Annotated in this window: 15 protein-coding genes, 2 pseudogenes, 2 riboswitches and 1 other annotated feature; of the genes and pseudogenes, 3 read left to right on the top strand and 14 right to left on the bottom strand. The window is 35.2% G+C overall.

Features of this window, described 5'->3' with window-relative positions; all coding sequences use genetic code 11:
- Nucleotides 1–157: 157 nt before the first annotated feature.
- Nucleotides 158–1,588, bottom strand: coding sequence for a proline--tRNA ligase (gene proS, locus KI356_RS23410; RefSeq protein WP_212936614.1), 1,431 nt, complete (start codon nt 1,586–1,588; stop codon nt 158–160).
- Between the two features lie 46 nt (nt 1,589–1,634).
- Nucleotides 1,635–1,842 (bottom strand) — a binding site (T-box leader).
- Between the two features lie 93 nt (nt 1,843–1,935).
- Nucleotides 1,936–2,229 (bottom strand): YesK-like family protein, encoded by a 294-nt coding sequence (locus tag KI356_RS23405; RefSeq protein ID WP_071747284.1) that lies wholly within the window; start codon nt 2,227–2,229, stop codon nt 1,936–1,938.
- 154 nt (nt 2,230–2,383) lie between these two features.
- Here KI356_RS23405 and KI356_RS23400 point away from each other — a divergent pair, with 154 nt between their 5' ends.
- On the top strand, nt 2,384–3,697 hold the full coding sequence (locus KI356_RS23400; RefSeq protein WP_212936613.1) for an alkaline phosphatase family protein: 1,314 nt from the start codon (nt 2,384–2,386) through the stop codon (nt 3,695–3,697).
- Nucleotides 3,698–3,805: 108 nt separating this feature from the next.
- Nucleotides 3,806–5,089: an MFS transporter gene (locus KI356_RS23395; RefSeq protein WP_212936612.1), complete on the top strand. Its 1,284-nt coding sequence runs from the start codon at nt 3,806–3,808 to the stop codon at nt 5,087–5,089.
- Between the two features lie 59 nt (nt 5,090–5,148).
- On the opposite strand, the gene KI356_RS23390 is transcribed toward KI356_RS23395, so the two are convergent.
- From KI356_RS23390 to KI356_RS23335, 12 genes and pseudogenes are all read right to left on the bottom strand, one after another.
- Nucleotides 5,149–5,343 (bottom strand): helix-turn-helix transcriptional regulator, encoded by a 195-nt coding sequence (locus KI356_RS23390; protein ID WP_000795763.1) that lies wholly within the window; start codon nt 5,341–5,343, stop codon nt 5,149–5,151.
- Between the two features lie 112 nt (nt 5,344–5,455).
- A pseudogene (locus tag KI356_RS23385) lies at nt 5,456–5,727 on the bottom strand (MFS transporter); the annotation flags it as partial.
- A 90-nt stretch (nt 5,728–5,817) separates the two neighbouring features.
- A complete protein-coding gene (locus tag KI356_RS23380) occupies nt 5,818–6,066 on the bottom strand; it encodes a hypothetical protein (protein WP_212936611.1) in 249 nt (82 codons plus the stop codon).
- Nucleotides 6,067–6,079: 13 nt separating this feature from the next.
- Nucleotides 6,080–6,394 (bottom strand): thioredoxin family protein, encoded by a 315-nt coding sequence (locus tag KI356_RS23375; RefSeq protein WP_212936610.1) that lies wholly within the window; start codon nt 6,392–6,394, stop codon nt 6,080–6,082.
- 10 nt (nt 6,395–6,404) lie between these two features.
- Nucleotides 6,405–6,776, bottom strand: a complete 372-nt coding sequence (locus KI356_RS23370; protein WP_212936609.1) for a DnaJ family domain-containing protein — start codon at nt 6,774–6,776, stop codon at nt 6,405–6,407.
- Nucleotides 6,777–7,286: 510 nt separating this feature from the next.
- The gene (locus KI356_RS23365; protein WP_212936608.1) at nt 7,287–8,819 is read right to left on the bottom strand and encodes an ABC-F family ATP-binding cassette domain-containing protein; all 1,533 of its coding nucleotides are present in this window, start codon (nt 8,817–8,819) and stop codon (nt 7,287–7,289) included.
- A 592-nt stretch (nt 8,820–9,411) separates the two neighbouring features.
- Nucleotides 9,412–10,161, bottom strand: coding sequence for an ABC transporter ATP-binding protein (locus KI356_RS23360; protein ID WP_128282616.1), 750 nt, complete (start codon nt 10,159–10,161; stop codon nt 9,412–9,414).
- Nucleotides 10,158–11,156 (bottom strand): ABC transporter substrate-binding protein, encoded by a 999-nt coding sequence (locus KI356_RS23355; protein WP_128282617.1) that lies wholly within the window; start codon nt 11,154–11,156, stop codon nt 10,158–10,160. Before KI356_RS23355 ends, KI356_RS23360 begins: the two co-directional genes overlap by 4 nt.
- Nucleotides 11,153–11,926 (bottom strand): ABC transporter permease, encoded by a 774-nt coding sequence (locus KI356_RS23350; protein WP_097904920.1) that lies wholly within the window; start codon nt 11,924–11,926, stop codon nt 11,153–11,155. The genes KI356_RS23355 and KI356_RS23350 overlap by 4 nt, the downstream gene beginning before the upstream one ends.
- Complete coding sequence (locus tag KI356_RS23345) at nt 11,898–12,218, bottom strand: MTH1187 family thiamine-binding protein (protein WP_088231771.1); 321 nt, start codon at nt 12,216–12,218, stop codon at nt 11,898–11,900. Before KI356_RS23345 ends, KI356_RS23350 begins: the two co-directional genes overlap by 29 nt.
- Nucleotides 12,219–12,318: 100 nt before the next feature.
- Nucleotides 12,319–12,420, bottom strand: a riboswitch (TPP riboswitch).
- Nucleotides 12,421–12,528: 108 nt separating this feature from the next.
- Nucleotides 12,529–12,747, bottom strand: a pseudogene (locus tag KI356_RS23340) (phosphopantetheine-binding protein); the annotation flags it as partial.
- Nucleotides 12,748–12,755: 8 nt separating this feature from the next.
- Complete coding sequence (locus KI356_RS23335; RefSeq protein ID WP_212936607.1) at nt 12,756–14,495, bottom strand: methyl-accepting chemotaxis protein; 1,740 nt, start codon at nt 14,493–14,495, stop codon at nt 12,756–12,758.
- A gap of 135 nt (nt 14,496–14,630) precedes the next feature.
- A riboswitch (cyclic di-GMP riboswitch) is annotated at nt 14,631–14,715 on the bottom strand.
- A gap of 282 nt (nt 14,716–14,997) precedes the next feature.
- Between KI356_RS23335 and KI356_RS23330 the strand changes: the two genes are divergently transcribed.
- Nucleotides 14,998–16,311, top strand: a complete 1,314-nt coding sequence (locus KI356_RS23330; RefSeq protein WP_212936606.1) for an anaerobic C4-dicarboxylate transporter family protein — start codon at nt 14,998–15,000, stop codon at nt 16,309–16,311.
- Nucleotides 16,312–16,356: the final 45 nt, after the last annotated feature.

Raw genomic sequence — 16,356 nt, 5'->3', positions numbered from 1 at the left:
TTACGGGCAGCAGGGCTTCCACCTAGCTTCTTTGCTCCAGCCGAATTTCGAGGTGGGAGTTTTACTGCCCGCAAATAGCGGGATAAAACTAAAAAGGACTTTGGATTGCAGTTTATTATGCAACCCAAAGTCCTTTTGGCATCTATCAGAAAGAGTATTAATATGCTTTTCCCCAATAGACCATGTGCTTCGCTTCTTTACTACAGCAAATACATTCGTCAGCTAAATGTTCTTGTTCAAAAGGCATACAGCGTGAAGATACTCCAACCTCTTCTTTTAGTTTCTCTTCACAAGCTAGTTCTCCACACCACATCGCCTTAATAAACCCTTGCTTTTCATCAGCTGCTTTTTTCATCTCTTCGAAATTCATCACACTATACGTATTCTCATCGCGAAATACTTTTGCTTTATTAAATAAAGAATGATGAATTTCCTCAAGTAATGCTGGAATGCGTTCTTCTAATTGATCCATTGATATAAATTCTTTTTCTTTCGTATCTCTTCTTACAAGTACAACTTGATTCTTGTCAATATCCTTTGGGCCAACTTCTAATCGAATTGGAATTCCCTTCATTTCATACTCATTAAATTTCCAACCAGGTGTTTTATTGCTAGCATCTATTTTTACACGTGCAACCTTCTGAATACGTCCTTGTAACTCTGTTGCTTTTTCTAACACACCTTCTTTATGCTGAGCAATTGGTACGATAGCAACTTGTACTGGTGCTACTTTTGGAGGCATTACAAGCCCATTGTTATCACTATGAACCATAATAAGTCCACCTATCATTCTTGTTGATACCCCCCAAGATGTTTGGTGTACATATTGCCACTTACCGTTACGATCTAAAAATTTAATATCAAATGCTTCAGAGAAATTTGTTCCAAAGTTATGAGAGGTTCCTGTTTGAAGGGCTTTTCCATCATGCATTAAGCTTTCAATCGTATAAGTTGCCTTCGCTCCCGCAAACTTTTCTTTTTCTGTTTTTTGCCCTTTAATTACTGGTATCGCTAAGTATTCTTCACAGAAAGAAGCATATAGATTTAAAATATTTAACGTTTCAGCTTGCGATTCTTCTGCCGTTTCATGAATCGTATGACCTTCTTGCCATAAAAATTCAGTTGTACGAAGGAATGGTCTCGTTGTCTTCTCCCAACGAACTACTGAACACCACTGATTATATAGCTTTGGCAAATCATTATATGATTGCACAATCTTTGAGAAATGCTCACAGAATAAAGTTTCAGATGTAGGACGTACACAAAGCCTTTCCGTTAACTTTTCATCACCTCCGTGCGTAACCCATGCTACTTCAGGAGCAAATCCTTCAACATGATCCTTCTCTTTTTGCAATAAACTCTCTGGGATAAACATTGGCATATACACATTCTCATGACCAGTTTCTTTTAACTTTTCATCCATCACTTTCTGCATATTTTCCCATAAGGCATAACCGTACGGACGTAGAATCATACACCCTTTCACACTTGAATAATCAACAAGTTCTGCTTTTTTTACAATATCGGTGTACCACTGTGCAAAATCTTCTTCCATCTTCGTAATAGCTTGTACTTGTTCTTTTGCCATAGTCAGTCTTCCTCCTTTTGAAAATACAAAAAAGCCCGCGTCCCCAAATAGGGACCGAGCTTTGCCGGCGTTACCACCCTGATTCATACACAAAAAAATTGAGTATGCTCTCTTTTTGATAACGGGAATTTCCCGCTGCATATGCAGAACTCAAAGGTAGGTTCCATATCGCCTTTTTAAGAATCTTTCAGCCAAACGGATTCTCTCTCTGCAAAAAGGTAAGACATGTACTAGTCCTTTTTCATCGTTATAACGAAATAAATTTGTTGAATATCATAATACAAATTCTTTTTTTAAACAATAGCTAATTTTCTAATTATTATATATTCTTTTCATTTTTTGCAGTTTTATACGTAGCTTTTTCGCGAGATTTTTACAAGTTGATGTGCAATCATACCGATAAGTGTACCTAGTAGAACGAAGAAACCAATAAATCCATATCCCATTCCTTCCCATCCACCAATAACCATCATTGTAACGGGAAAGGATGCTAAGCAAAGAAGTATTAAACTAAGTGCAAATATAATATCAAACTGTTTGTCTGGAAACCGTTTCTTTAGTAAATACGAAATAGCAAATACAAGAAAAATAGTGATTCCACCAATGATGTAAAAGATACCAAAGCCATCTAGCCAATCCATAGTATTCCCACCTTCCATTCATTCCCTTATACTCATTATATGTTTAATTTTTCTGAAAATAAATACCGGAATTTTATTCAGAAACATATTTTTATTACTAGGTATTAATAGTAATATATAAGAATAGGTTTTATATAATCAGGAGGTCTATTTTATGAGTAAAGCATTAACAAATCATGTCATCATATTATCTTTCGACTGTTTATCAGCTTTAGATTTTCCTATATTACAAAAACTCCCTAATTTCCAAACATTAATAAACAAGGGTGCGATTGCAAAAAAGGTGGAACCTATTTATCCTTCTGTAACATATCCAAGTCACTCAACAATCGTAACCGGTAATTATCCTAATAAGCATGGCGTTGTCAGTAATACGTTACTTCAACCAGGGCGTGAATCCCCAGATTGGCATTGGTACCGAAAATCGATAAAAGGAACAACATTATATGATGAAGCACATAAAGCAAACTTAAAGACTGCTGCCCTTTTATGGCCTGTTACTGGAAGAGCAAACATTGATTACAATTTACCGGAAATTTTTCCAAATAGACCATGGCAAAATCAAGTTTTAGTTTCATTATTTAGCGGTAGTCCGCTATACCAATTAGATTTAAATCGACGTTTCGGTCATATACGAAATGGATTGTCACAGCCTGAACTTGATGATTTCGTCCTTGCTTCTGCCGTACATACAATCCATACGAAAAAGCCTAATGTTATGTTTGTACATTTTACTGATTTAGACACCCAGAGGCACTATCATGGGTTTGAATCCAAAGAAACAATAGCTGCAATTCATAGACATGATGAACGGCTAGGGAAAATTATTCAAGCTTTAAAAGAAAGTGGCCTATACGAAGAAAGTACAATTATTGCTCTTGGTGACCATAGCGCTTTAAGTGAAAACAAAGCCATTCAATTGAATGTGCTATTTCATCAAAAAGGGCTTATATCTATAAATTCAAAAGGAAAATTAGTAGATTGGAAGGCCTATTGCCAAAGTTGCGACGGGTCTGCCTATGTATATGTGAGAGACAAAAACGATACGGATACAATTCGAGAAGTACAACTACTCCTTGAAGAACTGCTTCAAAATAAACAAAACGGAATTGAATTTATACTTCATGATGAGGATGCGAAAGAGTGCGGTGCGGACAGTAATTGTTTATTCATGTTAGAAGCACAAGAAGGGTATTATTTCACTGAAAACTATACAGGAGATTTTATAAAAGAAATTACTAAACAAGATGTGACGCCTAGTAAAAAATATACATTTGGAACTCATGGATACTCTCCAACAAAACCTAACTACGAAACAATTTTTATTGCCGCTGGGAAAGGTATAAAAAGCGGCGTTACCATCCCGTATATGAGACTGATTGATGAAGGTCCAACTATCGCTAAACTACTCGGTTTGCACTTAGGTGAAACAGACGGATCAATTGTAGAGGATTTACTCCAATTGTAAAGAACTGTGTATACATGTAAAAGTTATGTAAAAATCATCACTGTTTCTCTTTTTATAATTTTTATTTTTGTACACTGTTAGTAGAACAAATTTAAGGGGGAACACTATATGAAAAAAATGTCCAGACAAGAAAAAAGCTGGATATTATATGATTGGGCGAACTCGGTATATTCGCTCGTCATTACAACTGCATTATTTCCAATTTACTTTAAAGCAGCTGCAAAAGAAGCTGGATTATCTGGTGCAACTTCAACAGCCTATTGGGGATATGCAAACTCGTTCGCTACACTTTTAATTTCTATACTTGCTCCTATTCTCGGCACAGTTGCTGATTATAAAGGATTTAAAAAACGATTTTTCACATTTTTCTTTGGACTCGGCATCGTGTTTACTAGTATGCTAGCAGTTGTTCCAACATCCCAGTGGTACTTATTACTAGGATGCTATATGCTCGCATTAGTCGGATTTGCTGGAGCAAATATTTTTTATGATGCATTTTTAGTAGATGTTACCTCTAAAGATAGAATGGACCGAATTTCTACAAGAGGCTTTGCATTAGGTTATATTGGGAGCACAATTCCTTTTATCGGTTGTATTGCTCTTATCATTCTTGCTCAAAAAGGAACTATCCCCTTATCAGTCGGCATTGCTAGTCAAATTTCTTTCGCAATAACAGCTCTTTGGTGGGGGTTATTTACAATTCCAATGCTAAAAAACGTGGAGCAAACACACTATATTGAACGTCATCCAAGACCAATTGCAATGAGCTTCAAGCGCCTTGCTGATACTTTTAAAAATATTAAAGAATATAAAACTGTATTTATGTTCCTAATAGCTTACTTTTTCTACATTGACGGGGTCGATACAATTATTACTATGTCTACTGCTTACGGAACAGATCTCGGTATTAGTGCAACTAATCTATTAATCATCTTATTTGTAACACAAATTGTCGCTTGTCCGTTCGCTTTATTATACGGAAAACTATCAGAAACATTTACCGGTAAAAAAATGCTATATGTCGGTATTATCATTTATATCATTATTTGCACATATGCTTATTTCTTAAAAACGACACTTGATTTCTGGATTTTAGCAATGTTGGTTGCTACTTCTCAGGGCGGGATTCAAGCACTTAGCCGTTCTTATTTCGCAAAACTAGTACCGAAAGAATCCGCAAATGAATTCTTCGGATTTTATAATATCTTTGGTAAATTCGCGGCAATTATGGGGCCAGTATTAGTAGGTGTCACAACACAATTAACAGGAAAAACAAACGCTGGTGTCCTTAGTATTATTGTCCTATTTATTATCGGTGGATTCTTATTAACTAGAGTTCCTGAAAATGATACGTCCGTTACACCACCTAATCCAAAAACTAAAACAATATAAGAAAAAGATCCTCTTCAAATGAGAAGAGGATCTTTCTCTTTCCCCAATAACTTCTCTCTCTAAAGCTTGTACAAAAATAGTTTATCGACAGTTGTTCCTAATACTTCTGCTAACCGGAATGCTAGCGCTAAGCTTGGATCATACTTATTATTCTCAATTGCATTTATCGTCTGTCTTGATACGTTACACTTATCAGCTAATGCACCTTGTGAAATATTATTTTCAGTGCGTAATTCATAGATTTGATTTTTCACATCTTTCTCCTAACCTGTAAAAAAATTTTTACAACATCAGTATATAGTTGGTACATATAGTTGTCAAAAGATCCCCATAGAAAAAGGGAGCAAACAGGCTCCCTCACAATAGCTATTTCGAAGCTAACGAATTCGTTAGTGCCTCTTTATTAGCAACAGCTTCTTTATTTGCATACGCAAAACTAGTCCTATAGCTAATAAAGTAAATGACATCGCTATACAAAATACAATAACTAATGGAGTCATTTCCTTCAATCCCCCAGCTAGTGAAGTTCCAATTAGCATTGCACCCATAAACAGTGGTAAAATTGTCCCATTTACCCTTCCAATCATATTTTCTAGTACAAGTTGAATCATAAGCGTGCCGACAACGATATTTAAACAAACGCTTGTTTAGCTGGTATTATGTATATGTAAGCCAACTAATCAAACGTTTGTTTAAAAAGAAATACGCCCATATAAGGCGTATTCTCATCAATCTCCGCCACCACCGCAGCTGCCTCCACTATCTCCGCCAAAAGATCCTCCGCAATCATGCGAACCGCCATCATGTGAACTATCACTATCCGATCCAGCAAAGAAAAATAATGGCGATGAGCTGTTAGACGTACTATGTTTATTACTCTCTTTAGTAAGATTTACTCTTCGTTTATTTGATCTAACTGATGCTGCAATCATCCAAATTAAAACACAAAATAGTAATCCAGCTATAACGAACCCCATATAAAAACCTCCCTTAATTCTCTAATAGTTGAATCGTTCTCTCTAAATTTTCAAGTGAAATAAAGCGTGATTCACGAAGAACCTCTTTTCCATTATAAAATAATAAAATTGTTGGCCCTGTAAATACTGCATATCGTCCTGCAACCTCTTGCATGTCTTGTAGCAATATCTCTATTTTCTCTACGTAATCATAATTCTCTAATACGTAATTTACTTTCCGTAACATAACATCACAAACACCGCAATTTTCCGTTTTAATAAACAGAAGTACTACTTGTTGTTCATCAATATATGCCGCTAATTCTTCTATCGTTTCAAATTTATTCATTTTATCCCTCTTAGCGTAATTTACGAAATACTTTACCCTGATACATACGAAAAGCTGAACTATCTTTAATCTTTCTCTTTTCCATTACTTGCTGAAAACGTAGTGTTTTTGCTGTTAACTCTTCTTGTAACTTTTTTCTCTCCGTCTCATCATAACAGCAAGCGATTAAATCCTCTATTTTTAGTATATCTTTTTGTAGTTCCATTTCTGGTGGAATCATACCGGCATTTTTTAAGATTTTATAACTCATTCTAAGTTCTGGAGGTACCATTGAAAGGTCTTCTAATTGTAGTGGTTTGCCTTTTCCCGGAATATGATCGAGGTCACCGTTCCGTATTGCTTGTCGAATTTTTTCTTCGGCAATATTCAAAAACACATCCACATTACTCCCTCCCTTACATATTTTTACTATTATTTTACATGAAATTTCATTATCTTGCTACGTCATTCAAGATTGACTCCGTACAGTTTTTTTAACTATATAAAACTACTATTGCATAAAAAGGGAGATATTCCTTCTGATAAACCCATTACAATCAAAGACGAAGTCAGAGGAATCATAGCGAACATTACAATAACCTATTATGATTATATTCGATTTCTAATATGAAGTTTATGTGAAGTTAATCTGAAGTTCATATGAATTTCCTTTAAGTTCTATTGTCTTCCCATACTAATCACATTATCCTTTACATATAGGAATCATTTTTATTCCATTTCAAACTATCTATATATACAAAGAAAGATAGTAGCCTATTAGGGAAAGGCATCTAGTATTATTATAAATATAACCAAAGAAAAAGTACTCACGTAAGAGTTCTCGAAAATCATGTTAATCACAAAGAACAGGCATTAGCTCATAAAAGCTAATGCCTTTTCTTTATTCATATTTTTAAACGTTCCATTCTTCGATATTCCATATTTTCGTTATCCATGCTTCATAGAAAGATGGCTCATGTGAAACAATTAAAACCGTACCTCTATATTGTTTTAACGATTCCTGTAAAGCCGTCTTAGTCTCTGCATCCAAATGGTTAGTTGGTTCATCTAAAATTAAAACATTGCTTTTCGTTACGATAAGTTCGCATAATCGTACTTTTGTTTGTTCTCCTCCACTTAATAACTGAATAGGTTTTAATACATGTTCTTCTTTCAATCCACACTTTGCTAATGCTTGTCGGATTTCTTTTCTTGTCATGTCTGGCCTTCCTGCCCATACTCTCTCTAGTGCAGTTATTTCTGAGGAAAATTCCTCTTGTGCAAAATAAGCGGGTTTTACTCTTTCCCCAACAGAAACTGAACCGCTTAACGGTTTTATTTGTCCTAGTAATGTTTTTAACATTGTTGTTTTTCCAATCCCATTATGACCAATAATTGCAATCTTTTCCCCTTTTTTCACTTGAAAATCCAATTCTGGAAATAACGGTTCACCATAACCAATTTTTAGTTTCTCTACCTGTAAGATACGACTCACTGGCTCAGTATAAACATTAAAATCAAAACGGGCACGAGATACATCGTTAACCTTTTCAACCTTTTGCATTTTCTCTAATACTTTTTCACGACTTTTCGCTTGTTTCGCTTTACGAATTTTATTTTTTTGAATAAAACTCTCTAAATGTGCAATTTCCTTTTGCTGTTTCGTATATGCTGCTTGTAATTGTTTCTTTTGCAGTTCATAATTACGCAGAAAACTCTTATAATCACCTACATAGCGATTAATGGCGCGCTCCTCTAGATGATAAATAACATTCGTAATATTGTTCAAAAATATTTCATCATGCGAAATGATAATATAAGCTTTTTCATACATTTGTAAATATGATTGCAACCATTCTATATGTGCTGTATCTAAATAGTTAGTTGGCTCATCTAATAATAAAACATCCGCTTTTTCTAAAAGGAGTTTCCCAAGTAACAACTTTGTCCGCTGACCACCACTTAACTTTGAAACATCCTTTTCCATTCCTATTTCAAACAAGCCTAAACCGGTTGCTACTTCCTCAATTTCTGTATGAATTTGATAAAAATTAGAATTCTCCAATATAGTTTGTAACTCTCCATACCTTACTAACAATTTTCCTACTTCTCCTGCTCCAGCCATCTCTTCTGTAAGTTTTAACATTTCACGTTCCAACTCATACAGGTTAGAAAATGCACTTTGCAAGTATTCTTCAATTGTTATGCCTTCTTGTAAATCTATATGCTGTTGTAAAAAGCCAATCTTCACATGTGGAAACCATTCGATTTTCCCATCATCATGTATAAGTTCTCCTGTTAACAAGCGTAATAATGTGGATTTTCCAATTCCATTTTTCCCTACTAGCCCAACATGTTCACCCTTTAATAATCGAAAGCACGTATTATATAAAATAGTTTTCTCACCATATGAATGACTTACATTTTCTACTGTTAATATACTCATTTTCTTCTCTCCTTTACTTATGATCCATGAGCTAAATAGAGAGAACAACAGTATAAAGCCTTATTTAGTTATACATATAAAAATGGGTAAGGTGAATTCACCTTACCCATTACAATTTACGCCACCGTTAACGAGCATTAAGACTCTCACCTCAAAATTCAGCGAATGCGCAGAATTTAAGCGAGAGATCAACTGCCCGTAAAAGCCCGATTGGTGAAGACTAATAATTATTGGGAATGCCCTCAATAATTAAAGTTTCACTTTATTATCGTAAAAAAGGATTAAGGTTCTTTACCTGCTGTCTTCAATTTAGCTTAATCTTTAAAAATGGGCAGACTCCTCCCGTATCAAGCTAAAACCATTTGAAGAACAGTTGATAAAGTCATTTTATCCTTTCACTCCTTTAACATTTGTTATATTACGAGTATAAACAACTCTGTTATATTCTATTCTCTATTTTTTCTTTTGTTCCTTCTTCAAGATTATCTGGTGTAATGAATCCACTATTTCCCCTATAGATTTCATCTTTCTCCTCCTATATAAAAAAGCCTCTTAACAGCAATTATACCAAAAACTGTTAAAAGACTTTTTTCTATTTTTTCATATACGGAGCTAATACTCTTAAAATTTCTTCCTTATCCTTCTTTAACTCAAGCGATGTTAACATATCCATCGTTCGAGGACGAGGTAGTTTCACTTGCACCTCACCAACTATTGATGCTGGTCTTTGAGATAAAATAAATACTCGATCAGAAAGCAAAATGGCTTCGTCTAAGTCATGTGTAACCATAACGATTGTTTGCTTTTCTTGGTGCCAAGAATTTAAAAGCCAACTATGTACTTCCATTTTCGTAAACGCATCTAATTTTCCAAAAGGCTCATCAAGTAGCATAATTGGCTTCTCACATAAATATGTGCGAAGGAAACTAATTCTTTGACGCATTCCACCTGATAACTCATCTGGATAATGGTCTGCATATTCATCTAGCTCAAACTGCTTTAAGGCTTCCATTCCTTCTGTCAGCCTTTGTTTTTTAGGCTTTCCTTCGATTTCCAATGGAAGAACTATATTTTGCAAAGCCGATCGCCACGGTAGTAATAAATCTTGTTGCGGCATATAACTAACAACATCTTGTTTTTTTACATACTCCTCGTTATAAAACACTTCTCCACTCGTTGGCTCTTCAACGCTCGCAATCATATTTAATAATGTACTTTTTCCACAACCACTCGGACCTACAAAAGAGACAAACTCTCCCTCTTGTATAGCAGCACTAATATTTGCTAATACATTCTTTCCATCGAAAGCTTTTACAATATCTTTTATTTGTAATCCACTCATTTTTCACTTGGAAGGAATTCATTTGTAAAGGCATCTTTTACATCGATTTTCTTTTTAATAACTTTGTTGTCATATAAGAAATTCGTGTAATTTGTCCAAACCTCTTCCTTCTGTACTCCCCATGCTTTTGCATCATCTTGATACTTCGTACTTAACCACTTTTGACTTTCTTGTACTAAATCTTTATTTATATCTGGAACGGCTTTAATTAAAATATCAGCAGCTTCTTTCGGTTCCTTAATTGCAAAATTATAACCTTCTGTCGTTGCAGTCATAAACTTTTTCACAAAGTCTTTATCTTGCTTCGTATGTTTTTCACTCGTAATAATAACTGGACTATAGAAATCAAGTGCCGGATCTAAATCCTTCACCATAATCGTATTTAACTCTTTACCTTGACGCTTCGCTTCAATTCCATCCCATCCGTAATAAATCCATTCGAAATCTGCATCACGGCCAATTGATTTAAAGAAATCTGTTTGTCCTAAGATGATTTTCTCAACTTTATTAAAATCAGCTTGATTTTTATCCATAATTGTCTTTAATGTAGCTTCCTCTGCTGGTCCTCCCCAGCCTCCGTAACGTTTACCTTCAAAATCTTTCGGTGACGTCATATTATCTTTTTTTAGTGATGCAAAAGCAGAGGTATTATGCTGAATAATTGCACCAACAGAAACAACTGGGATTCCTTCAACACGAGCTAATGTTACATTTTCCTGTGCACTTATCGCAAAGTCTGCTTTCCCAGAAGCAATCATCTGCTCCGCTGTTACATTGTCACCTGGTTGAATAATTTCTACATCTAACCCTTGCTTTTTATAATAATCTTTCGTTTGCGCTACATATAAGCCAGTATGATTCGTATTTGGAAACCAATCTAATACTACTTTTACTTTTTGATCTTTACTTGCACTTTCTTCTTTCTTCGCCGGATTACATCCAGCCACACCTACTGCTAATAAAGCAGCTAACATAACTTTTAAACCCTTTTTCATTTTCTGCCGTCCTTTCTATATATCCATGGTGCTGTTATTCTTGCCATAAACTCCACGATAAAATACAGGCATAATGTCACCATGACGATAATCGCTGCAACACCAAATACTCGGGCAGTTAAAAAGGATTTTGTTGCTCTCGTAAGCATAACCCCTAACCCTTCACTTGCACCGAGCCATTCTCCGATAATTGCCCCCATTACGCTATATGTAACTGCAATTTTTAAACCTGAGAAAAAGTATGGAAGTACTGCTGGAAATTTTACTTTCTGATAAATTTGCCACTTCGTTGCCTTCATCGTTTGTAACAACTTCAACATGTTTTTATCTACTGTTTGAAAACCTTCTAAAATGCTAAGCGCAATTGGGAAGAAACAAACGAGTATGACTACCATTACTTTCGGCAACATTCCATATCCAAACCAAATAATAAATAACGGTGCAAGTACAACGATTGGAATTGTTTGCGAAATAACGAGCAGCGGGTTTATTAAAATACGAAATAAAGGGATAACGTCCATAAGAATTGCAATACTCGTTCCAAGTAAAATCGCAAAAAACAAGCCAATTATTACTTCCTGTAACGTTTGTGCCAGATTCGGTAGTAATAGGTCTTTCATTCCAATTAATTCTTGAACAATCGCGGAAGGCTTTGGTAAAATCCACGGTTCGATTTTAAATAATGAAACAGATCCTTCCCATATAACAATGAGAAGGATAAGCCAAATTGTTGTAATTATTTTAGATTGCTTCTGGTTTTGCATATTCATCACGGTACTTCCAAACTTTTTCATCTATCGTTACACCAGTGCTTGGACGATAATGGATTTTAATCGACGTAATCACTTCTTCTGCTCCAGCATCGACGCATGCTTGCTGTGCACGTTTAACGACATCAAGAAGTACATCTAATTCTCCTTCCAACGTTGTTTCCATTGCTCCTACTTCATAACGAACTCCCGACTGTTGTACAACTTCAATTGCTTTATCAACAACGGAATACACATCTTTGTTCTTCGCTTGTGGTACTACTGAAAATGACATTGTAACTTGTTGTGACATAATAAAATCCCCCTTAAAAATAAGTTTTCAAAAAAAGAAAAGGCTTTCCTACCATGTAGGAAAGCCTTGTATACAAGTTATTCTATAATAACTTATGCTACATCACTTTAAAGTAACTCCCTACGCTGGCATTATCCAGATCAGGTTGAGGGTCGATGTATACTTACATCCTCTCAGCCAATTGGCTCCCCGGTTCTTAATTCGTTTTCATTGTAGCATGATTTATTTTATTGAACAAACAAAAGCGTACATATCATTTCATTATTTCCGGAAAATATCCAACTTCTTCCTTCTATACTTTTATTTCCTACTCAATTCGAACTAATCCGTATATCGTTCTCTCGTTAAAGCAATCTTGAATTATTAAATGTGAAAAATCTTCTTTTAATAATGCTAAAGCTCCCAATACTTTTAATGAATTTCCACCAATTGTAAAGAAATCATCATGTACACCAATCTTTGAGATTCCTAATACATCAATCCAAGCTTTTGCTATTCTTTCTTCAGCTTCATTAGGAGGTGTCTTATATTATGTTATTAACTTTTAAATTCTCCTATTAACTCTTGTAGCTCCTGTGAAAGCCAACTTAAAGAAGTAGCTAATTCTGCTATATCTTGTACAGACATTTCTTGCTCCTTCATACTCGCTTCAACATTACTGCTACTATGTGCATACGTATTTGCAATATGAGATAGTTCATTTACAACTTGAACTATCTTTTGGCTATTTTGCCAAATATCATTTGAATTGCTAGAAACGGCTCTAACTTGCTTTGTAACAGATTGTGCTGATTTTGAAATTTTCTCAAAGAAAGCACCGCTACTTTGAACAAGGGTAATTCCAGATTCCACTTCTTTTGAACCTTTCTGCATTGAAACTACAGCCTCTTCTGCTTCAGCCTGTGTCTCCCCTATTAATTTAGCTATATCTTTTGCCGATGCTTCCGTTTTCTCCGCTAATTCACGCACTTCATCTGCGACAACAGCAAATCCTCTTCCAGCTGCTCCAGCACGTGAAGCCTCAATAGAAGCATTTAAAGCTAGTAAGTTCGTTTGATTTGAAATACCTGTAATTACAGTTACAATGTCACTTATTTCTTTTGATCTTGTTTCCAACGAATAAATGATAGAAGATAGATCTTGTACTGCTTTTTGAATTAAACTCATTTGATTAATAATTTGTTCAATAACTCCATTACCCTCCACCGAATGTTGCTCCATACATTCTGAGGTAGTGGAAACTTGTTTCGCAGCCCCTGTTATTTCTTCCATCTTATTTTCCATTTCATGTACAATCCATAAACATTGTTGTACAGAAGTTTCTTGCGACTGAACACCAGCTCTTAATCCCACCATAGAACCCGCAATCTCTTGAACTGTCATACTATTCTCCGCTGTACTCGCTGACAATTCTTGCGAAGATGAAGAAACCTGTTCTGCCGTCTGCTTCACTTTATCTATAATTCCTTTAAACTTCTCAATTGTGTTATTAAAATACGAATTAATAATACCGATATCATCTTGTCTTTCCACTAATTCAATACTTAAATCTCCTTCACCCACTTTACGTAATCCTTCACGTAAATCTTGTAATGGAGCGAGTGCATTACGTACAATCAAGAATTGAATAAAAGTCGCAATTAAAACTGAAATACAAATAAACATTAAACCTTGCATAATAAATTTCTTTTTTGTACTAGGAACAATAGACGCATCTACATCTGCTGCAACAATTGCAACAATATTTTCTTTTCCATCTGTAATTGGCTCTAATATTGTTACCCATGATCCCAGTTCATCTTCATATATTTCCGTCATTTGTGCTTTTTTCGTGGCCATTACTTTATCGTATGCCTTCATCCAACGAACTGGTTGTTCATAATAGTCTCCTGGTTTTACTTGAACAACATTCGCTAATTCTGTAGCCAAACCAACTACTTGAAGCTCACCTTTTGCATTTGTTTTTGCTCCAACAACATACGTTTGTCCAACACTTTTCAATTCGTTTGTAACTTCATCTAACTGCTTTGTTAATTTAGTTCCTTTTTCTTTTTGTGCCGTCGGGTTTTTCGCGACATCTCTTACTACTTCTGCCTCTAATTTATGTAATACCGTATCTCCCGTTTCAATAGACTGTCTTTCAAATATAGACATCATACTATTTTGAAACATGTTAAAACTTAACGCCCCCATACTACCAACAAGCGTTAAAATAACGAGTACAGTTAACAATACATTCTTTTGAAGAAACGATAGCTTATGCCAATATTTTTTCATTCACATTACCTTCCTTAATTCAGTTAATACAAAATAATAATTTCAAAACACACCATTCAATTGATAACCATTCTCAAATCAAGACCAAAAAAAAAAGACCAATGAAAAAGCATTGGTCAAGACCAACCCTATCCGTCCGGTAACTGGCTAGCATAGTCGTTTGACCTTAGCCCCTGTAGTTTTGCGTCCTCATGTTTCCATCAGTTTGCCTTTCTCGCTGAACGAGTTGAACGATATGGGAGTTCTATGAGAATTAAAATATTCTCTTTCAAAGATTACAACATAAAATTTAAAATGTCTACTTATTTAGAGATGCAAATATAAAGTTTTAATGTATTATTTTTTCGAAATAATTTAACAAAATACGTGAATGTTACATTTCTTGTGTTATATAATAAAAAACGTATATAACACAAGGATTATTACGGATATTCATTTAATTTTCTCTCAAATTAAACTATTCGAATATATCTTAACTTACGAATTTCGGAGGTAGTTTATCATGTTTTGGCTACAATTTCTTACGTTACTACTCTGCATTTTTATTGGTGCACGCCTAGGCGGAGTTGGTCTAGGAGTAATGGGTGGCGTTGGTATGGCAATACTTGTTTTCGTCTTCCACTTACAACCTACAGCTCCTCCTATTGATGTAATGCTTATGATTTTAGCAGTAATTACAGCTGCTGGTGCTTTGCAAGCTGCTGGAGGAATGGATTATCTTGTCCACCTTGCTGAGAAAGCATTACGAAAAAATCCAAAGCGTATTACATTTTTCGCTCCAATTGTTACTTATTTATTCACACTATGCGCGGGAACTGGTCACGTCGCTTATTCTGTACTTCCTGTTATCGCAGAAGTATCTCGCGAATCAGGAATTAGACCTGAACGACCAATGTCAATTGCCGTTATCGCTTCCCAGCAGGCAATTACAGCTAGCCCCATATCAGCTGCAACAGTTGCTCTTTTAGCAATGTTAGCTGACTATAAAATCACTTTATTAGATATTTTAAAAGTAAGTATCCCTTCTACTTTCATTGCTTGTATGGTAGCTGCATTCGTTGCTAGTAAAATGGGAAAAGAATTAAATGAAGACCCTGAATACTTGAAGCGATTAAAAGAGGGAATGATCCCTAAACTTGAAGAGAAAAAAGAATTTGTAGGTTCAAAAGGCGCAAAATTATCAGTTATTCTTTTCCTAGTAGGAACTTTCCTTGTCGTACTTCTTGGTTCATTTGAAGCACTTCGTCCGGGATGGATGGTTGACGGGAAGTTAGCTCGTCTTTCCATGCCAAACACAATTGAAATGGTTATGTTAACCATTGCTGCTCTTATTATTATTTTTTGTAAACCAAATGTGGAAAGCATTGTAACTGGTAACGTCTTTAAAGCAGGCGCAACAGCAGTTGTTGCTATTTTTGGTATCGCTTGGATGGGAGATACTTTCTTCAACGGAAACTTAAATATAATTCAAGGATCGATTCAACACTTAGTGACAAGTGCACCATGGCTATTTGCTATCGCACTATTCATTCTATCTATTTTACTGTATAGTCAAGCAGCAACAGTTCGTGCTTTAGTGCCACTTGGACTATCACTTGGTATTCCGCCGGCATTACTTATTGCAATGTTCCCTGCAGTAAATGGATACTTCTTCATTCCAAACTACGGGACAATCGTTGCTGCAATTAATTTTGATCGCACTGGTACAACAGGAATTGGTAAATATGTTTTAAATCATAGCTTTATGATTCCTGGCCTGATCGCAACCTTTACTTCTATCGGAATTGGAATGCTCTTAATTTCAATTATGTTTTAAATAAAGTGAAACTTTAATCAGTGGGGGGTTTTGTTCATCCCCCAC

Source organism: Bacillus hominis (assembly GCF_018332515.1).
Classification (GTDB): domain Bacteria; phylum Bacillota; class Bacilli; order Bacillales; family Bacillaceae_G; genus Bacillus_A; species Bacillus_A hominis.
Note: the sequence above shows the minus strand (reverse complement) of the source record. Positions and strands in the feature narration are given on the sequence as shown.

Excerpts from the sequence above, each read along its gene's own strand:
- proS (WP_212936614.1), bottom strand. The coding sequence starts at position 1,588 with ATGGCAAAAGAACAAGTACAAGCTATTACGAAGATGGAAGAAGATTTT.
- KI356_RS23405 (WP_071747284.1), bottom strand. The coding sequence starts at position 2,229 with ATGGATTGGCTAGATGGCTTTGGTATCTTTTACATCATTGGTGGAATC.
- KI356_RS23400 (WP_212936613.1), top strand. The coding sequence starts at position 2,384 with ATGAGTAAAGCATTAACAAATCATGTCATCATATTATCTTTCGACTGT.
- KI356_RS23395 (WP_212936612.1), top strand. The coding sequence starts at position 3,806 with ATGAAAAAAATGTCCAGACAAGAAAAAAGCTGGATATTATATGATTGG.
- KI356_RS23380 (WP_212936611.1), bottom strand. The coding sequence starts at position 6,066 with ATGGGGTTCGTTATAGCTGGATTACTATTTTGTGTTTTAATTTGGATG.
- KI356_RS23375 (WP_212936610.1), bottom strand. The coding sequence starts at position 6,394 with ATGAATAAATTTGAAACGATAGAAGAATTAGCGGCATATATTGATGAA.
- KI356_RS23365 (WP_212936608.1), bottom strand. The coding sequence starts at position 8,819 with ATGAGTATATTAACAGTAGAAAATGTAAGTCATTCATATGGTGAGAAA.
- KI356_RS23360 (WP_128282616.1), bottom strand. The coding sequence starts at position 10,161 with ATGAGTGGATTACAAATAAAAGATATTGTAAAAGCTTTCGATGGAAAG.
- KI356_RS23355 (WP_128282617.1), bottom strand. The coding sequence starts at position 11,156 with ATGAAAAAGGGTTTAAAAGTTATGTTAGCTGCTTTATTAGCAGTAGGT.
- KI356_RS23350 (WP_097904920.1), bottom strand. The coding sequence starts at position 11,926 with ATGAATATGCAAAACCAGAAGCAATCTAAAATAATTACAACAATTTGG.
- KI356_RS23345 (WP_088231771.1), bottom strand. The coding sequence starts at position 12,218 with ATGTCACAACAAGTTACAATGTCATTTTCAGTAGTACCACAAGCGAAG.
- KI356_RS23335 (WP_212936607.1), bottom strand. The coding sequence starts at position 14,495 with ATGAAAAAATATTGGCATAAGCTATCGTTTCTTCAAAAGAATGTATTG.
- KI356_RS23330 (WP_212936606.1), top strand. The coding sequence starts at position 14,998 with ATGTTTTGGCTACAATTTCTTACGTTACTACTCTGCATTTTTATTGGT.